Here is a 14,431-nt window from a genome sequence, read left to right on the forward strand (position 1 = left end):
CGACATGAGCCCGGCAACGAGCCCCGACAGCTTCCAGACCCCAGACGGCCGCACCATCGGCGGCGTGGTGATGGAGATGAAGAACATCACGCTCAAGTTCGGCGGCGTCGTCGCGATCAAGGACATCTCCTTCGACATCCGCGAAGGCGAGATCCGCGCGATCATCGGTCCGAACGGCGCGGGCAAATCCTCGATGCTGAACGTCATCTCGGGGTTCTACGTGCCGCAGGAAGGCGAGGTCTGGTTCCGGGGCGAGAAGCGCCCGCAGATGAAGCCCTATCAGGTCGCCGCACAGGGCATCGCCCGGACCTTCCAGAACATTGCGCTTTTCGACGGGATGAGTGTGCTCGACAACATCATGACCGGTCGGCTGACGAAGATGAACGCGTCGCTCGTTTCCCAGGCCGCCTGGTGGGGCCGCGCTGCGCGCGAGGAATATGCCCACCGCGAACAGGTCGAGAAGATCATCGACTTCCTCGAGATCCAGAACATCCGCAAGACTCCGGTCGGACGACTGCCCTACGGCCTCAAGAAACGCGTCGAACTGGCCCGTGCGCTGGCCGCAGAGCCGAAGCTCCTTCTGCTAGACGAGCCGATGGCGGGCATGAACGTGGAGGAGAAAGAAGACATGTCGCGCTTCATCCTCGACGTGAATGACGAGTTCGGCACCACCATCGCGCTGATCGAACATGACATGGGCGTGGTCATGGACCTGTCCGACCGGGTGGTCGTGATGGACTACGGCAAGAAGATCGGTGACGGGACCCCGGACGAGGTGCGCTCGAACCAGGCCGTGATCGACGCCTATCTGGGGGTGTCCCATGACTGATCCCATCGACAATTCCAAATGCCTGACGGGGGACCGCCGCCATGCCTGACCAGCTTCTCTTCGCCATGGAAGTCACCCTGAACGGTCTCATGGCCGGGGTGCTCTATTCCCTCGTCGCGCTCGGCTTCGTGCTGATCTTCAAGGCGTCGGGCATCTTCAACTATTCCCAGGGCGTCATGGCGCTCTTCGCCGCGCTCACGCTCGTCGGCATCCAGGACGGGCAGGTGCCGTTTTCCCACCTGATCAACGCGATCTTCGGGACCAACCTGCATCACTTCGGCTGGCATACGCCGGCGATCCTAGCCATCGCGCTGACGGTGCTGGTCATGGTCGCCTTCGCCTGGATCGTGGAGCGCTACATCCTGCGCCATCTCGTGAACCAGCCCGACATCATCCTGTTCATGGCGACGATCGGGCTTGCCTATTTCATGGAAGGTTTCGGCGACCTCATGTGGGGCGCGGACATCAAGAAGCTCGACGTGGGCCTGCCGCAGGGGATCAACGTCGCGATCGACGACACGACCTTCAACTGGTTCGGCTACGGGTTCTTCATCGACAATCTCGATATCGCCGCGACCGTGGTTGCCGTGATCCTCGTCGTGTCGCTCACCGTCTTCTCGCAATACTCGAAACAGGGCCGTGCGCTGCGCGCCGTGGCCGACGATCACCAGGCCGCGCTGTCGGTCGGGATTTCGCTCCGCTACATCTGGGTCCTAGTCTGGGCGATCGCGGGCTTCGTCGCGCTCGTCGCCGGTATCATGTGGGGCTCGAAGTCGGGCGTGCAGTTCTCGCTCTCGCTGATCGCGCTCAAGGCGCTTCCGGTGCTCATGCTCGGCGGCTTCACCTCGATCCCCGGCGCCATCGTGGGCGGGCTGATCATCGGGGTGGGCGAGAAACTGTTCGAGTTCACCATCGGACCGCTCGTCGGCGGCGCCACCGAGAACTGGTTCGCCTATGTGCTGGCGCTTCTGTTCCTCGTCTTCCGGCCTCAGGGCCTGTTCGGCGAGAAGATCATCGAGAGGGTGTGACACGATGAAAGCCGTCTCCGTTCTCAACACCGTGGCCTGGTCGGGATTCTGGGTCTTCGGCTACCTCGCCCTGACCGATGCGCCCGCCGATGCCACGCATATGACCACGGCCACGCTCCTCGCCGCCCTCGGCGCGGGTGTCGGTCTTGTCTGCTACTTCCAACTCGTGCGCCACGCAGAGGCGACGGGCTATGCCAAGCGCGCGAACCGCGTGCGCAATGACCAGAAATCGGAGGCCATCCAGTGATTTACCGCGAAGCCGGAGACTTCAAGACCTCCTATTCCAAGGATGGTCAGACCTTCCCGATCCGTTTCGACAGGGTCGCCTATTTCACCCTGCTCGTCGTGGCCTTCCTCGTCGTGCCCTTCGTGATCAACAGCTACTGGGCGAACGCGGTGCTGCTGCCGTTCCTGATCTATGCAATCGCCGCGCTCGGGCTGAACATCCTCACGGGGTTCGCCGGGCAGGTGTCTCTAGGCACGGGGGGCTTCATGGCGGTCGGCGCCTATGCCTGCTACAAGCTCATGACCTCCTTCCCGGACGTGAGCATCGCGATCCACATCCTGCTCGCGGGCGGGATCACGGCCATCGTGGGCCTGCTCTTCGGACTGCCCAGTCTGCGGATCAAGGGGTTCTACCTCGCGGTGGCGACGCTCGCGGCCCAGTTCTTCCTCGTCTGGCTCTTCAACAAGGTGCCGTGGTTTTACAACTACTCCGCCTCGGGCCAGATTTCCTCGCCGGAGCGGACCGTGTTCGGGATCGCCGTCACCGGCCCCAACACCACGCCCTGGGCGCCCTATCTGTTCTGTCTCGCATTCGTGGTCGTGCTGGCCTGGATCGCGCGCAACCTCACGCGCGGGGCGATCGGACGCAAATGGATGGCGATCCGCGACATGGACATCGCGGCCGAAATCATCGGGGTGAACCCGCTCATGGCCAAACTCTCGGCCTTCGCGGTCTCGTCCTTCTTCGTGGGCGTCGCCGGGGCGCTGTTCTTCTCGGTCTACCTGGGCGCGGTCGAGGTGGGCGAGGCTTTCGGCATCCAGAAGTCCTTCCTCATTCTCTTCATGATCATCATCGGCGGCCTCGGGTCGATCTTCGGGAGCTTCGCAGGCGCCGCCTTCATGGTGCTCATGCCCGTGCTCCTCAAGAACGTGCTCGTGGGCGGGCTTGGCTGGCCCACCGACCTCGCCGCGCATCTGGAGTTCATGATCGTGGGCGGGCTGATCATCGTCTTTCTGATCCTCGAACCCCACGGGCTGGCCGCCCTGTGGCGGGTCACAAAGGAAAAGCTGCGGCTCTGGCCGTTCCCGCACTAGGGGGACGACCGACTTCCGGCGGGCGCCCACAGGGAACCGCCATCGATACATCGGAACAACCAAGGGAGGAGACACCGATGAAGACCAAACTGGCCCTACTGGCTCTGGGCACCGCGATGGCGGCGACCCCCGCGCTGGCCGAACTCACGTTCACCGCACTGAGCTATCGCACCGGCCCCTATGCCGCGAACGGCATCCCCTTTGCGGATGGCTATCAGGATTATTTCACGCTGCTCAACGAACGTGACGGCGGCATCGGCGGCGAGATGATCAACCTCGTCGAATGCGAAACCGGCTACAACACCGAGAAGGGTGTCGAATGCTACGAGTCCACCAAGGGCTCCGGCGCGCTGGTCTATCAGCCGCTCTCCACCGGCATCACCTACCAGCTCATCCCGAAAGCGACGGCTGACGGTATCCCGGTCCATTCGATGGGCTATGGCCGCACCTCGGCCAAGAACGGCGAAGTCTTCAACTGGATCTTCAACTATCCCGCCAACTACTGGGACGGGGCTTCGGTCGCGATCAAGTATCTGCTGGATGAAAACGGCGGCTCGCTCGAGGGCAAGAAGGTCGCGCTGGTCTATCACAACTCCGCCTATGGCAAGGAACCGATCCGCACGCTGCAGGAGCTTGGCGCCAAGCACGGCTACGAGCTCATCGAACTGCCCGTCGACGCGCCCGGCCAGGAACAGAAGTCCCAGTGGCTCCAGATCCGCCGCGACCAGCCCGACTATGTCCTGATGTGGGGCTGGGGCGTGATGAACCAGGTCGCCATTCAGGAAGCGGTCAACATCCGCTTCCCGATGGAGAATTTCATCGGCATCTGGTGGTCCGGTTCGGAAAACGACGTGCTGCCCGCCGGTGAAGGTGCCAATGGCTACAAGGCGCTGACCTTCCACAACGTCGGGTCGGACTACCCGGTTTTCGACGACATCCAACAGTATGTGGTCGATACCGGCAAGGCCGCCGGTGCGGGCGACCAGATCGGCACCGCGCTCTACAACCGGGGGCTCTATGCCGCCATGCTCGCCGCCGAGGCCGCCAAGACCGCGCAGGAAATGCACGGCACCGCAGCCATCAACGCGGCGCAGATGCGCGACGGGATGGAGAACCTCTCGATCACCGAAGCGAAGATGACCGAGCTCGGCCTGCCGAACTTCGGGCCCGAGTTCGACGTGACCTGCCAGAACCACGGCGGCAATGGCTATGCGGCCGTGGCGCAGTGGGATGCGGCGGCCGGAAGCTGGAGCCTGATCACCGACTACATGCAGGCCGATCTCGACGTGATCGACCCGCTGGTGGCCGAAGACAGCGCGGCCTATGCGGCCGAAAGCGGCACCACGCCGGGCTGCATGTAAGCGATTCCTCCCGGCCCGCCGCAGGGCGGGCCGGGACCAACCGACCCCAGATTACGCCGAGGACCGCCATGCTGGACGCCCAACCTGTGAAAGCCGAAACCGTGCTCGAGGTGAACAACATCGAGGTGATCTACAACCACGTGATCCTCGTTCTGAAGGGCGTGTCGCTCAAGGTGCCGAAGGGCGGCATCACCGCTCTTCTGGGCGGCAATGGCGCGGGCAAGACCACGACGCTGAAAGCAATTTCCAACCTGCTCCATTCCGAACGCGGCGAGGTGACCAAGGGCTCGATTGTCTACCGTGGTGAAAGGGTGCAGGACCTGTCGCCCGCCGATCTGGTGCAGAAGGGCGTCATCCAGGTGATGGAGGGCCGGCATTGTTTCGAACACCTGACGGTCGAGGAAAACCTGCTCACCGGCGCCTATACCCGTCGCGCCTCGCGAGGCGACATCGATGCCGACCTGAACATGGTCTATGACTATTTCCCCCGCCTGAAGGAACGGCGCAAATCGCAGGCGGGCTATACCTCGGGTGGCGAGCAGCAGATGGTCGCGATCGGTCGCGCGCTTATGTCGCGGCCCGAGACGATCCTGCTGGACGAACCCTCGATGGGTCTCGCGCCGCAGCTTGTCGAACAGATCTTCGAGATCGTGAAATCGCTCAACGAAGGCGAGGGATATACCTTCCTCCTCGCCGAACAGAACACCAACGTGGCGCTGCGCTATGCCCATTACGGCTATATCCTTGAATCCGGTCGCGTCGTGATGGACGGACCGGCAAAGGACCTGCGCGAGAACCCGGATGTGAAAGAGTTCTACCTCGGCATGTCGGACGAAGGCCGCAAGTCCTTCCGCGACGTGCGCTCCTACCGCCGCCGCAAGCGGTGGCTGGCATGATACGCGCCGAGGCACTGTGATGCTGGAGACCCCGATGACACATTTCGACGATCTCGAAACCCGGAGCGCTGATGAGCGTGCCGTGGACCTTGCCGCCGCCCTGCCGCGCCAGATCGCGCGGGCCAAGGCGCTGCCGGGCTATGCCGCGTCGCTGGGGCAGGTCAACGCAAACACCGTGACGAGCGTCGAGGCGCTCGCGACGCTGCCCGTCCTGCGCAAATCCGCGCTGGGCGAGGCGCAGAAGGCGCACGCGCCCTTCGGCGGCTTCACCACGAAGCCGGCGCAGGGCTTTGCCCATATCTTCCAAAGCCCCGGCCCGATCTATGAACCGGGCAGCATAGCGGACGACTGGTGGCGCATCGGGCGGTTTCTCTGCGCCGTCGGGATCGGGCAGGGCGACATCGTGCAGAACTGCTTTTCCTATCACCTGACACCCGCCGGCATGATCTTTGAAAACGGCGCGCGGGCGGTCGGGGCCGCGGTCGTGCCCGCGGGCGTGGGCCAGACCGAATTGCAGGTCCGCGCGGCCGCCGACATCGGGACCACCGCCTATGCGGGCACGCCGGATTACCTCAAGGTGATCCTCGACAAGGCAGACGAGATGGGCGTGCGTCTGGGGATCACCAAGGCGGCGGTCGGGGGTGGGGCGCTGTTTCCATCCCTGCGGCAGGAATACGCGGATCGCGGGATCCTTTGTCTTCAGAACTATGCCACGGCGGACCTTGGCAACGTCGCCTACGAGACACCCGCGCAGGAGGGGATGATCGTGGACGAGGGCGTGATCGTCGAGATCGTGCGCCCCGGCACCGGCGACCCGGTCGCCCCGGGCGAGGTGGGGGAGGTCGTGGTGACGTCGCTCAACCCCGATTACCCTTTGATCCGTTTCGCGACCGGCGATCTGTCGGCGGTCATGGCAGGCGAAAGCCCCTGTGGGCGGACCAACACGCGGATCAAGGGCTGGATGGGGCGCGCCGACCAGACGACCAAGATCAAGGGCATGTTCGTGCGCCCGGAACAGGTCGCGGATTTCGTCGCCAAGCACCCCGAAATCGCCCGCGCCCGGGTCATCGCGACCCGCGTCGGCGAGGCGGACGCGATGCGCGTTCAGGTCGAGGCCGATGGCGGCGACGTTGCCGGGTTCGAGGCGAGCGTCATCGAGACGCTCAAGCTGCGCGGCACGGTCGAGCTGGTATCGCCCGGGAGCCTGCCCAACGACGGCAAGGTGATCGAGGATCAGCGCACCTACGATTGAGGTCTTGCGCCGCCTGCTTGCGCAGGCGTCGCGGTGCTGGGAGGGCTCTGCCCTCCCAGACCCTCCCGAGGTATTTATGAAGCAGTGAAGGAGCGGGCGCGTCGGGGAACCCGGGGCCGGGAACCCCGTTGATATGGCATAACGGTCGCTGTTTGCGCATCTGGAGGCCGAAGTCGAACAATCGAGGGAGGTCACATGCGCCCCGTTTCACCACGTCGTTCCGTCCTGTCCGCTGCCTTGGCCGCAGCCCTTGTTGCGCCTTTGCCGGTGCTGGCCGATGCCGCTCTCATCCTTGTCGAAAGCGATTACGAGACACTGAACGATGTGCCGGGTGCCAATCAGGCCGCAGCGCTCGCGCAACTGGCCGAGGACAAGGGCTTCGACGTGAGCGCGTCGCTCGACCAGACCGCGCGCGAGGCGAGCCGCACCGTGGCCGCTTTCCGGCGTGCAGCGGAGGACGGCGAGCGGGTGCTGATCCTCGTTTCGGGTCATGTGGTATCGGATGGCACCAACACCTGGCTCCTGACGTCGGATGCCGAGGAGGTTTCGAGGTTCAACGTGGGGTCCATGGCAGTGCCGCTCGACCCGCTCATGGAGCTTGCCGCCGATTTTCCCGGTCAGGCGGTCGTGATGATCGCGGCGAGTGGCGAGCATCTGCGCGCCGAAGACCTGACCCCGATCGGCACGATGGAGGCCCTGCAGGGCGTGACCGTGATCACGGGGCCGCTGGACGGGCTCACAAGGCTCACCCGCGAAGCGCTGCTCGTGCCAGGCCTTCCCCTCGATCAGGTGATTGAGGACGCGCCGCGGGGCGTGATCGGGACGGGCTATATCTCGACCGCGACGAGCTTTCTGCCGTCCGACGGGGAGCGGGTGGTGATCGAGCGCACGGCGCAGAACCCGGAGGCGGCATTCTGGCTCGTGGCGCAAACTTTGGACGAGGCGCGGGGTTATGAGCTCTATCTCGAGCAATTCCCGGAGGGCCCCCACGCCGAAGAGGCGCGCGCTGCGCTTGGTCAGATCGAGGATCAGGTGCAAAAATCGGCCGAGTTGACCGAGACGGGCCTCGGCCTCAACCAGGCGGCGCGGCGGCAGGTGCAACGCAACCTTTCGCTCTTGGGCTTCGACCCTAAGGGGATCGACGGAATTTTCGGCCCCGGCACCCGTGCCGCGATCACCGCCTACCAGACCGCCAACGGCCATGAGCCGAGCGGATACCTGACCCAGCCCGTGCTTGCCGAAATGACCGCCAAGGCCGACCAGCGGGCAGCAGAGCTCGAACGCGAGGCCGAGCGGCGGCGTCTGGTCGAGGAGCGGCGCGACCGCGCCTATTGGGACGAAACCGGGTCGCGAGGCGACGAGGCGGGTCTTCGCGCCTATCTCGATCGCTATCCCGACGGGCTTTTTGCCGAGGTGACGCAGGAACGCCTTGGCGAGATCGAGGCCGACAAGCGTGCCTCGGCCGAAGCCGACGAACGGTCGTTCTGGGACAGCGTGCGCCAGACCGATGCCGTCGAGGGCTATACCTCCTATCTCACGCGTTACCCCGAAGGGCTTTTCGCAGAGGACGCCCGCGCGCGGCTCGCCGCGCTGGAGGTCGACCGCGAGCAGGAGGCCGGACAGGCCCGCGCCCGCGCCGAGGAGGACCGTGTCGCAGGCAATCGGGTGACCATGCTCCTGGTCGAAACCAAGCTCCAGTCCCTGGGCTATGAACTCCGCGCGGATGGACAGGTGGACAGCGACACCCGCCGCGCAATCCGGCGGTTCCAGAACGATCGGGGTCTGCCGGTGACGGGTTATGTCACGCAGGACACGATGGTGCGGCTGCTTGCGGCTTTCTGACCCGGCGCGCCGCCCGGCGATTCGGGTGGCCGGTCCGGAACCTGCTGATCCAAAAGCAAAAGACCGTCTGCGCGAACAGACGGTCTTTTTATATTTCCGGTGCCTGAAGCGACCCGCGCGAGGCGGGTTGGCACGTCAGCGGCAAATCAGCCCTGACGCGCCTTGAAGCGGCGCTGGGTCTTGTTGATCACGTAGACGCGGCCCTTACGGCGCACGACACGGCAATCCCGGTGCCGGTTCTTCAGCGAGCGGAGCGAGTTACGGACTTTCATGGTCCCTCTCCTACAACGCGGCGCTGGTCGCGCCTTGGGTTATACCCGTTGCCGGGCGGCTAAGTGTGCCCGTTTCCGGGCGGTTCATGGTGGGCGATACTGGGATCGAACCAGTGACCCCTTCGATGTCAACGAAGTGCTCTACCGCTGAGCTAATCGCCCGAATTTCCTGCCCCTTGCCGCGATGCCCTTGCGAACAAGGGTGAATCACCGTTTCGGAACAAACAGGCGCGGGGAACACCCGCGCCGGTTCGCGGTTCTATAAAAGGAGTCGTCAGAGCATGCAAGGGGCTTTTGGCAGGACCATCGGTTGGTCTATGGTTGGACGTCAGGAGGCCTAATGAGTCCCTCATATCATGTCGCGCAGCCGTCGATCCGGTCGACCTCGGTGATCTTCGCATCGCCGCATTCAGGGCGTGACTACGGCTGGGCCTTCCAGCGTCGCTCGGTGCTCGATACGCTCACGCTACGCTCGTCGGAAGACGCTTTCGTGGATCAGCTCTTCGCGGGCGTTCCGACCCATGGTGCGCCGCTTATCACACTCAGCGCGCCGCGTGCCTTCGTCGATGTGAACCGGGGCGCGGAAGAGCTCGATCCCGCGCTCATCAAGGGTGTCGAGAAGACGGGACACAATCCGCGCGTCTCATCGGGCCTGGGTGTCATCCCCCGCGTGGTTGCCGGGGGGCGGGCGATCTATCGCGGCAAGCTCACCCTGGCCGAGGTTCAAGCGCGGCTTGATGACCACTGGCACCCCTATCACCGGCGTCTGGCTACGTTGATCGAGGAAAGCCTCGTGCTCTTCGGTCAGGCCATTCTGGTCGATTGCCATTCGATGCCGCATGAGGCCATCGACAGCTTGTGTCGGGGACGCCGCGACAAGCCCGAGATCGTGCTAGGCGACCGTTTCGGCACCTCGGCCGGGGCCGAGATCGTCGAGGCGATCGAAGCCGCGTTCCGGTCCGAGGGACTCAAGGTGGCGCGCAACACGCCCTTTGCGGGGGCCTTTACGACCCAGACCTACGGCCGCCCCTCGCGCGGGCAACATGCGCTTCAGATCGAAATCGACCGTGCGCTCTACATGAACGAGCGCACCCTGAAGCCCAACAACAACTTCGCTCCGATGGTGGCACTCCTCGACAGGGTCAGCGCCGACATCTGCGAACTTGGGAGGGCGCAGGAGCTTCCTCTCGCCGCGGAATAGCGCTCAGGCCGGCATCATCAGTTCCGAGCGCCATTTGTTCAGCGCGCGCGATAGCTTGTCGGAGCGTTCAGCGTATTCCGTCGTCAAAACATGACGGGCGCCGACGCGGTCTCCGGCTTCGACCAGCGTCGCGACCTGACCGGCGGTCTTGTGGAACTCGGCATGGAGCCGCTTCGTGACCTGATAGGGCACCCCGTCACGCACCGTCTGCGGCATCGCGTCACCATGCAGCCATTTGCCGAACGCGCATTTGTCGTCACAGGCGATGTCGCTGGGGGAACTGTCGCAATGACCCCGCTCAATGGCGGTGTTCAGTCGCTGCTTCCATTTGGCATGGGCGTCGAGGGCTGCGTTGATCTGTCCGGCGAGGATGATGGCACTCATGTTGGTCTCCATTTGCGTAAAATCTTCGACGCTTTCTTGGAGCAGGACCGCGCGAAAATCACGACAATCCGATACAATTGGTTAAGCCCTCACCGGCCCGCGTCAGCGGATCGCACGTCCCTTGGTGATCGCGTTCTCGCCGAACTTCGCGCGGATAGCATCGGTGGCCTTTTCCGCCGCCCGCCGTTTTTCCGCCTGCGGATCGAGCAGGTCCCCGGCCGTATCCGCGCCCTCGGCCCCGGTGATATCGGAAATCCCCACGCCGATCAGCCGGAAGGGACCCCGGTCCTTCACCGTCTCGAAGAGGGCCGCCACCACCCGGTAGATCCGATCCGCGCTTTGCGTGGTGTCGGGCAGGCTCACCCGCTTGGTGATGAGCTTGAAATCGGCCCGCTTGAGCTTGAGCGTCACCACCCGACCCGAACGGCCCTTGGCCTTGGCGCGGTCGGCGACCTTCTCGGAAAGCCGCCACAGGTGTCCATCGAGCAGGTCAGGATCCGAGGTGTCCTCGAAAAAGGTCGTCTCGTTTGAAATCGACTTCACGGGCGCATGGGCAGACACGCGTCGGTGATCCTCGCCTCGGGCAAGGTGCCAGAGCCGCTCACCCATGCCGCCGAAGCGCTCGACCAGCGCCTCCTTCTCCCAGCGCAGGAGGTCTGTGAAGGTGCGGATGCCGGCCCTGTCGAGCGAGGCCTGCGCCGCATCGCCCACGCCCCAGATCATGCGCACGGGCTTGCCCGCGAGGAAAGCAGGCGTCTCGGCCTTGCCGATCACTGAAAACCCGCGCGGCTTGTCGAGGTCGGAGGCGACTTTGGCGAGGAACTTGTTGTGCGACAGACCGATGGAGCCGGTCAGGCCGATCTCGTCCTCCATCCGTTTCACCAGCCGCGCGAGCATCACCGCAGGCGGCGCGCCATGGAGCCGCGCGGTGCCCGTCATGTCCAGAAACGCTTCGTCCAGCGACAAGGGTTCGACGCTGGGCGTGAGTTCGTCCATGAGCGCGCGGATGTCCTTCGACACGGCCGCGTAATGCGCGCCCCGAGGCTTGATCACCACGGCATCCGGGCAGAGCTTCAGCGCCTGGAACATCGGCATCGCCGACCGAACGCCCCGGATTCGCGCGACGTAACAGGCGGTCGAGACGACGCCCCGTTTGCCGCCCCCGATGATTACGGGCTTATGGGCGAGCGTCGGGTCGTCGCGCTTTTCCACGCTGGCGTAGAAGGCATCGCAATCCATATGGGCGATGGACAGTTCGAAGAGTTCGGGATGCGACAACACGCGCGGGGACCGGCACTTCGGGCAACGGTTCCCCTCGTCAAAGGTGGTCAGGCAATCTCGGCACAGCGCAGGCATGGCGCCCTTATACGCCTATCCCCGCGCCCGCGTAATGGCGACGAGGGCCAGCCCGCCGAGAAAGAAGGCGATCGTCAGACCGACGGAATTTGCCGCGACCTGCGCGGGGGTCAGCACGGCCAGGTCGAGGAAAGGATAGGGATACCAGCCGGTCAGCATTCCGCGGAGCAGGGCATAGATCGTATAGGCCAGCGGCCAGACCAGCCATTGCGCGGCGGTGATCCAAGGTAGCGGGACCCGGGACGCAAAGACGAACCAGAAGAGCACGCTCAAGACCGGTGTCGCCGTATGCAGCCCCTGATCGGCCCAGAGCGCGAGCCCTTCCGGCGACCAGAGTTGCGCCAGAAGCGTGTGGTAGACGACGCCGACGATGGTGATCCAGAGTGTCAGCCCGCCGAGCCATGCCGGATTGGAGAGCTGGTTCTTCACGGCCTGCATCGCATAGGTGGCGAGCACCAAGAGGTTGGTCAGCACCGTGAAATACCCGAGGATGACCCAGATCGTCGTCGGCACATGACCGGTCAGTCGACTGGACACGATGAACTGCGCGACCAGTGCAGCGAGCGCCACGAGCGCGATGAGGGCAGAGGCGAAACGGGCGCTGGGTGTCATGCGCTCACGCTTGCCGATTTGTCAGACCCGCGCAAGCGAAACGCGCCGCGCCCGCAGGCGCGCGACGCCGATCATGCCAAGCCCCGCCAGCCAGAAGCCGAACGCGAGCGCGGCGACGTTCACCGCGATCTGTCCGGCGCCGAAACGGGCGACGTCGAGGAAGAAGTAGGGATAGATCCCGTCCGCCGCGCCCCGGATCAGCGCATAGACCAGATAGCCCAACGGCCAGCCGAGCCAGTAGGCCGCAAGCCGCCTGGGCAACCGCAAGTGCAGCGCATAGGCGAACCACCAGCCGACCGTCAGGAGCGGCACGGCCGTGTGGACGAGGTGATCGGCCACGAGGTCGAGACCGGTCTTGCCGTAGTCCGCCAGAAGCAGGTGATAGATGACCCCCACGATGGCGATCCACAGGGCGAGCGCGGCCAGCCAGCCGGGTGCGGGCCTGCGCCCGGTGATGGCCATCCCGGTGAAGCTGACCGCCACCATCAGGTTCGTCAGGATCGTGAAAAACCGCGCCAGCCGCCAAAGCGCCGCTAGGGCGGTCGGGTAATCCTCGCGGGCGAGGATGAACTGGGCGACCAGTCCGGCCCAGGCTGCCAGGGCGATCACTGTCGCCAGTAGACGTGCGTTGCGTTCCATGCGCCTAGTCTGCCCGATCCGGCCCACGTCACAAGCCCTTGCGTTGCGGCAGCCCGGATGGAAAATGCCCCGCATGGAGTGGCGGGATCGCGGCACGCTGCTGAGCGTGCGCAAACACGGCGAAACCTCGGCGATCATCGAGGTATTTACCCGGACGCATGGCCGACACGCCGGCGTCGTGCGCGGCGGCGTGTCGCGCAAGATCGCTCCGATCCTGCAACCCGGCGCGGAACTCGACGTGGTCTGGCGCGCGCGGCTCGAGGAACATATCGGCTCGTTCGCCGTCGAACCTGTCCGGTCGCGGTCGGCGGGGGTGATGGGAGACCGGGGTGCGCTCGCCGCGCTCAATGCGATCACGGCGCTCCTTGTCTTCGCGCTTCCTGAACGTGAAGCCCATCCCCGCCTCTATGCCCGCACGGTGGACATGCTCGACATCGTCGCACAGACGGAAAACTGGCCGGTGGCCTATCTTCAGTGGGAATTGGCGCTGCTCGAAGAGCTTGGCTATGGCCTCGACCTCACCGCCTGCGCCGTCACCGGGGGGCGTGAGGATCTGGTCTATGTATCGCCGAAGTCAGGCCGCGCGGTCAGCGCCGAGGGCGCCGGCGACTGGGCCGACCGGCTTCTGCCGCTCCCACCCGAGCTTTTGGGGCTGGTGACCGATGATCTTGCGGGGGTGCCCGACGGATTGCGCACGACCGGGCATTTCCTGACCCATGGGCTGGCACATGCGCTGGGCGAAAAGCCCCTGCCCGAGGCGCGGGCGCGGCTCGTGGACCGTCTTACGCGTCTTCGAGCGCGCTGATCGCGGCCAGTAGCGTCGACATCGCTTCGCGGGCATTGCCGTGCCCCGCATTCATCGCCAATCCGATCAGGGCGGCATGGACGATATGCGCGAAATTCGGGTCGGTCAGACCCATGTCGGCCAGTACGGCGGCGATGTAGTTGCGGCGCAGCCGGTCGACCTCGTCCAGCGCATCGCGCACGGCAGGGTCGGACAGCGCCCAGCCGCGAATGACTGGCTCGGGCACGTAGCCCCGAGTTTCCCCGTCCGCGAACTCGGCGAGTCGCATGAGGCGCTGGGGCGCGGTCCCGCCCTCGTCCAGCACGCTCGACAGAGCGCCGAGCGAGGCCGCACGCCAGTTGAGAAGCATCTTCGACTTGAACTCAGGCACGTCCTTGAAATGCCAGTAGAAACTGCCCTTCGTGGTGCCCAGCGCCCGCGCCAGAGCCTCGGCCTTGAGCGCTTCGGGACCCGTGGTGGAGAGCGCCAGAAACCCGGCGTCGATCCAGTCTTTCTTGGATAATCTCGTATCGGCCATGTCGCACCTTCAAATGGACGTGTCCTGAAAAGCAGACGGTCCCTTCATATCACGATTTCGCACCTGCGGCAAGAATTATGCTGCGATGCGGCATTTGCCGCGAGGCGAACAGACGAA

16 protein-coding genes and 1 tRNA gene are annotated in these 14,431 nt (G+C 64.7%); 10 read left to right on the forward strand and 7 right to left on the reverse strand.

Annotation, left to right across the window (positions count from 1 at the left end; genetic code table 11):
* Positions 1-4: 4 nt before the first annotated feature.
* The 8 genes from KJP29_RS02705 (at position 5) to KJP29_RS02740 (ending at position 8,528) form a co-directional block, all read left to right on the forward strand.
* Positions 5-829, forward strand: coding sequence for an ABC transporter ATP-binding protein (locus KJP29_RS02705; protein ID WP_370630829.1), 825 nt, complete (start codon positions 5-7; stop codon positions 827-829).
* 41 nt (positions 830-870) lie between these two features.
* Positions 871-1,857, forward strand: a complete 987-nt coding sequence (locus KJP29_RS02710; protein WP_218462008.1) for a branched-chain amino acid ABC transporter permease — start codon at positions 871-873, stop codon at positions 1,855-1,857.
* 4 nt (positions 1,858-1,861) lie between these two features.
* Entirely contained in the window at positions 1,862-2,104 is a 243-nt protein-coding gene (locus tag KJP29_RS02715; protein ID WP_218462009.1) for a hypothetical protein, read from the forward strand.
* Entirely contained in the window at positions 2,101-3,177 is a 1,077-nt protein-coding gene (locus tag KJP29_RS02720; protein ID WP_218462010.1) for a branched-chain amino acid ABC transporter permease, read from the forward strand. The genes KJP29_RS02715 and KJP29_RS02720 overlap by 4 nt, the downstream gene beginning before the upstream one ends.
* Positions 3,178-3,254: 77 nt before the next feature.
* The gene (locus KJP29_RS02725; protein ID WP_218462011.1) at positions 3,255-4,538 is read left to right on the forward strand and encodes an ABC transporter substrate-binding protein; all 1,284 of its coding nucleotides are present in this window, start codon (positions 3,255-3,257) and stop codon (positions 4,536-4,538) included.
* Between the two features lie 68 nt (positions 4,539-4,606).
* Positions 4,607-5,434 carry an ABC transporter ATP-binding protein gene (locus tag KJP29_RS02730; RefSeq protein WP_218462012.1) on the forward strand — a complete coding sequence of 276 codons (828 nt, stop codon included), beginning with the start codon at positions 4,607-4,609 and terminating at the stop codon, positions 5,432-5,434.
* A gap of 34 nt (positions 5,435-5,468) precedes the next feature.
* Positions 5,469-6,686, forward strand: a complete 1,218-nt coding sequence (locus KJP29_RS02735; protein WP_218462013.1) for a phenylacetate--CoA ligase family protein — start codon at positions 5,469-5,471, stop codon at positions 6,684-6,686.
* Positions 6,687-6,881: 195 nt separating this feature from the next.
* Positions 6,882-8,528, forward strand: coding sequence for a peptidoglycan-binding protein (locus tag KJP29_RS02740; protein WP_218462014.1), 1,647 nt, complete (start codon positions 6,882-6,884; stop codon positions 8,526-8,528).
* Positions 8,529-8,674: 146 nt separating this feature from the next.
* Here the strand turns inward: KJP29_RS02740 and ykgO are convergent, their stop codons facing one another.
* Entirely contained in the window at positions 8,675-8,800 is a 126-nt protein-coding gene (ykgO, locus tag KJP29_RS02745; RefSeq protein WP_005850168.1) for a type B 50S ribosomal protein L36, read from the reverse strand.
* An 87-nt stretch (positions 8,801-8,887) separates the two neighbouring features.
* A tRNA-Val gene (locus KJP29_RS02750) sits at positions 8,888-8,962 on the reverse strand.
* 178 nt (positions 8,963-9,140) lie between these two features.
* Between KJP29_RS02750 and KJP29_RS02755 the strand changes: the two genes are divergently transcribed.
* Entirely contained in the window at positions 9,141-10,001 is an 861-nt protein-coding gene (locus KJP29_RS02755; RefSeq protein ID WP_218462015.1) for an N-formylglutamate amidohydrolase, read from the forward strand.
* Positions 10,002-10,004: 3 nt separating this feature from the next.
* On the opposite strand, the gene KJP29_RS02760 is transcribed toward KJP29_RS02755, so the two are convergent.
* The 4 genes from KJP29_RS02760 to KJP29_RS02775 form a co-directional block, all read right to left on the reverse strand.
* Positions 10,005-10,385 (reverse strand): CZB domain-containing protein, encoded by a 381-nt coding sequence (locus KJP29_RS02760; RefSeq protein ID WP_218462017.1) that lies wholly within the window; start codon positions 10,383-10,385, stop codon positions 10,005-10,007.
* A 102-nt stretch (positions 10,386-10,487) separates the two neighbouring features.
* The gene (locus KJP29_RS02765) at positions 10,488-11,741 is read right to left on the reverse strand and encodes a DNA polymerase IV (RefSeq protein WP_218462018.1); all 1,254 of its coding nucleotides are present in this window, start codon (positions 11,739-11,741) and stop codon (positions 10,488-10,490) included.
* A 15-nt stretch (positions 11,742-11,756) separates the two neighbouring features.
* The gene (locus KJP29_RS02770) at positions 11,757-12,353 is read right to left on the reverse strand and encodes a Pr6Pr family membrane protein (RefSeq protein ID WP_218462020.1); all 597 of its coding nucleotides are present in this window, start codon (positions 12,351-12,353) and stop codon (positions 11,757-11,759) included.
* A 21-nt stretch (positions 12,354-12,374) separates the two neighbouring features.
* Positions 12,375-12,992, reverse strand: coding sequence for a Pr6Pr family membrane protein (locus KJP29_RS02775; protein ID WP_218462022.1), 618 nt, complete (start codon positions 12,990-12,992; stop codon positions 12,375-12,377).
* Between the two features lie 73 nt (positions 12,993-13,065).
* Between KJP29_RS02775 and recO the strand changes: the two genes are divergently transcribed.
* On the forward strand, positions 13,066-13,797 hold the full coding sequence (recO, locus tag KJP29_RS02780) for a DNA repair protein RecO (protein WP_218462354.1): 732 nt from the start codon (positions 13,066-13,068) through the stop codon (positions 13,795-13,797).
* On the opposite strand, the gene KJP29_RS02785 is transcribed toward recO, so the two are convergent.
* The gene (locus KJP29_RS02785) at positions 13,775-14,314 is read right to left on the reverse strand and encodes a TetR/AcrR family transcriptional regulator (protein WP_218462023.1); all 540 of its coding nucleotides are present in this window, start codon (positions 14,312-14,314) and stop codon (positions 13,775-13,777) included. The genes recO and KJP29_RS02785 overlap by 23 nt on opposite strands.
* Positions 14,315-14,431 lie beyond the last annotated feature (117 nt).

Source organism: Maritimibacter sp. DP1N21-5 (assembly GCF_019218295.1).
GTDB lineage: Bacteria > Pseudomonadota > Alphaproteobacteria > Rhodobacterales > Rhodobacteraceae > Maritimibacter.

What these genes read in the sequence shown, in the direction of transcription:
- KJP29_RS02775 (WP_218462022.1), bottom strand. Translation starts at nt 12,992, where the DNA reads ATGGAACGCAACGCACGTCTACTGGCGACAGTGATCGCCCTGGCAGCC.
- KJP29_RS02765 (WP_218462018.1), bottom strand. Translation starts at nt 11,741, where the DNA reads ATGCCTGCGCTGTGCCGAGATTGCCTGACCACCTTTGACGAGGGGAAC.
- KJP29_RS02740 (WP_218462014.1), top strand. Translation starts at nt 6,882, where the DNA reads ATGCGCCCCGTTTCACCACGTCGTTCCGTCCTGTCCGCTGCCTTGGCC.
- KJP29_RS02735 (WP_218462013.1), top strand. Translation starts at nt 5,469, where the DNA reads ATGACACATTTCGACGATCTCGAAACCCGGAGCGCTGATGAGCGTGCC.
- KJP29_RS02710 (WP_218462008.1), top strand. Translation starts at nt 871, where the DNA reads ATGCCTGACCAGCTTCTCTTCGCCATGGAAGTCACCCTGAACGGTCTC.
- KJP29_RS02755 (WP_218462015.1), top strand. Translation starts at nt 9,141, where the DNA reads ATGAGTCCCTCATATCATGTCGCGCAGCCGTCGATCCGGTCGACCTCG.
- ykgO (WP_005850168.1), bottom strand. Translation starts at nt 8,800, where the DNA reads ATGAAAGTCCGTAACTCGCTCCGCTCGCTGAAGAACCGGCACCGGGAT.
- KJP29_RS02705 (WP_370630829.1), top strand. Translation starts at nt 5, where the DNA reads ATGAGCCCGGCAACGAGCCCCGACAGCTTCCAGACCCCAGACGGCCGC.
- KJP29_RS02760 (WP_218462017.1), bottom strand. Translation starts at nt 10,385, where the DNA reads ATGAGTGCCATCATCCTCGCCGGACAGATCAACGCAGCCCTCGACGCC.
- KJP29_RS02785 (WP_218462023.1), bottom strand. Translation starts at nt 14,314, where the DNA reads ATGGCCGATACGAGATTATCCAAGAAAGACTGGATCGACGCCGGGTTT.
- KJP29_RS02770 (WP_218462020.1), bottom strand. Translation starts at nt 12,353, where the DNA reads ATGACACCCAGCGCCCGTTTCGCCTCTGCCCTCATCGCGCTCGTGGCG.
- KJP29_RS02725 (WP_218462011.1), top strand. Translation starts at nt 3,255, where the DNA reads ATGAAGACCAAACTGGCCCTACTGGCTCTGGGCACCGCGATGGCGGCG.
- KJP29_RS02730 (WP_218462012.1), top strand. Translation starts at nt 4,607, where the DNA reads ATGCTGGACGCCCAACCTGTGAAAGCCGAAACCGTGCTCGAGGTGAAC.
- recO (WP_218462354.1), top strand. Translation starts at nt 13,066, where the DNA reads ATGGAGTGGCGGGATCGCGGCACGCTGCTGAGCGTGCGCAAACACGGC.
- KJP29_RS02715 (WP_218462009.1), top strand. Translation starts at nt 1,862, where the DNA reads ATGAAAGCCGTCTCCGTTCTCAACACCGTGGCCTGGTCGGGATTCTGG.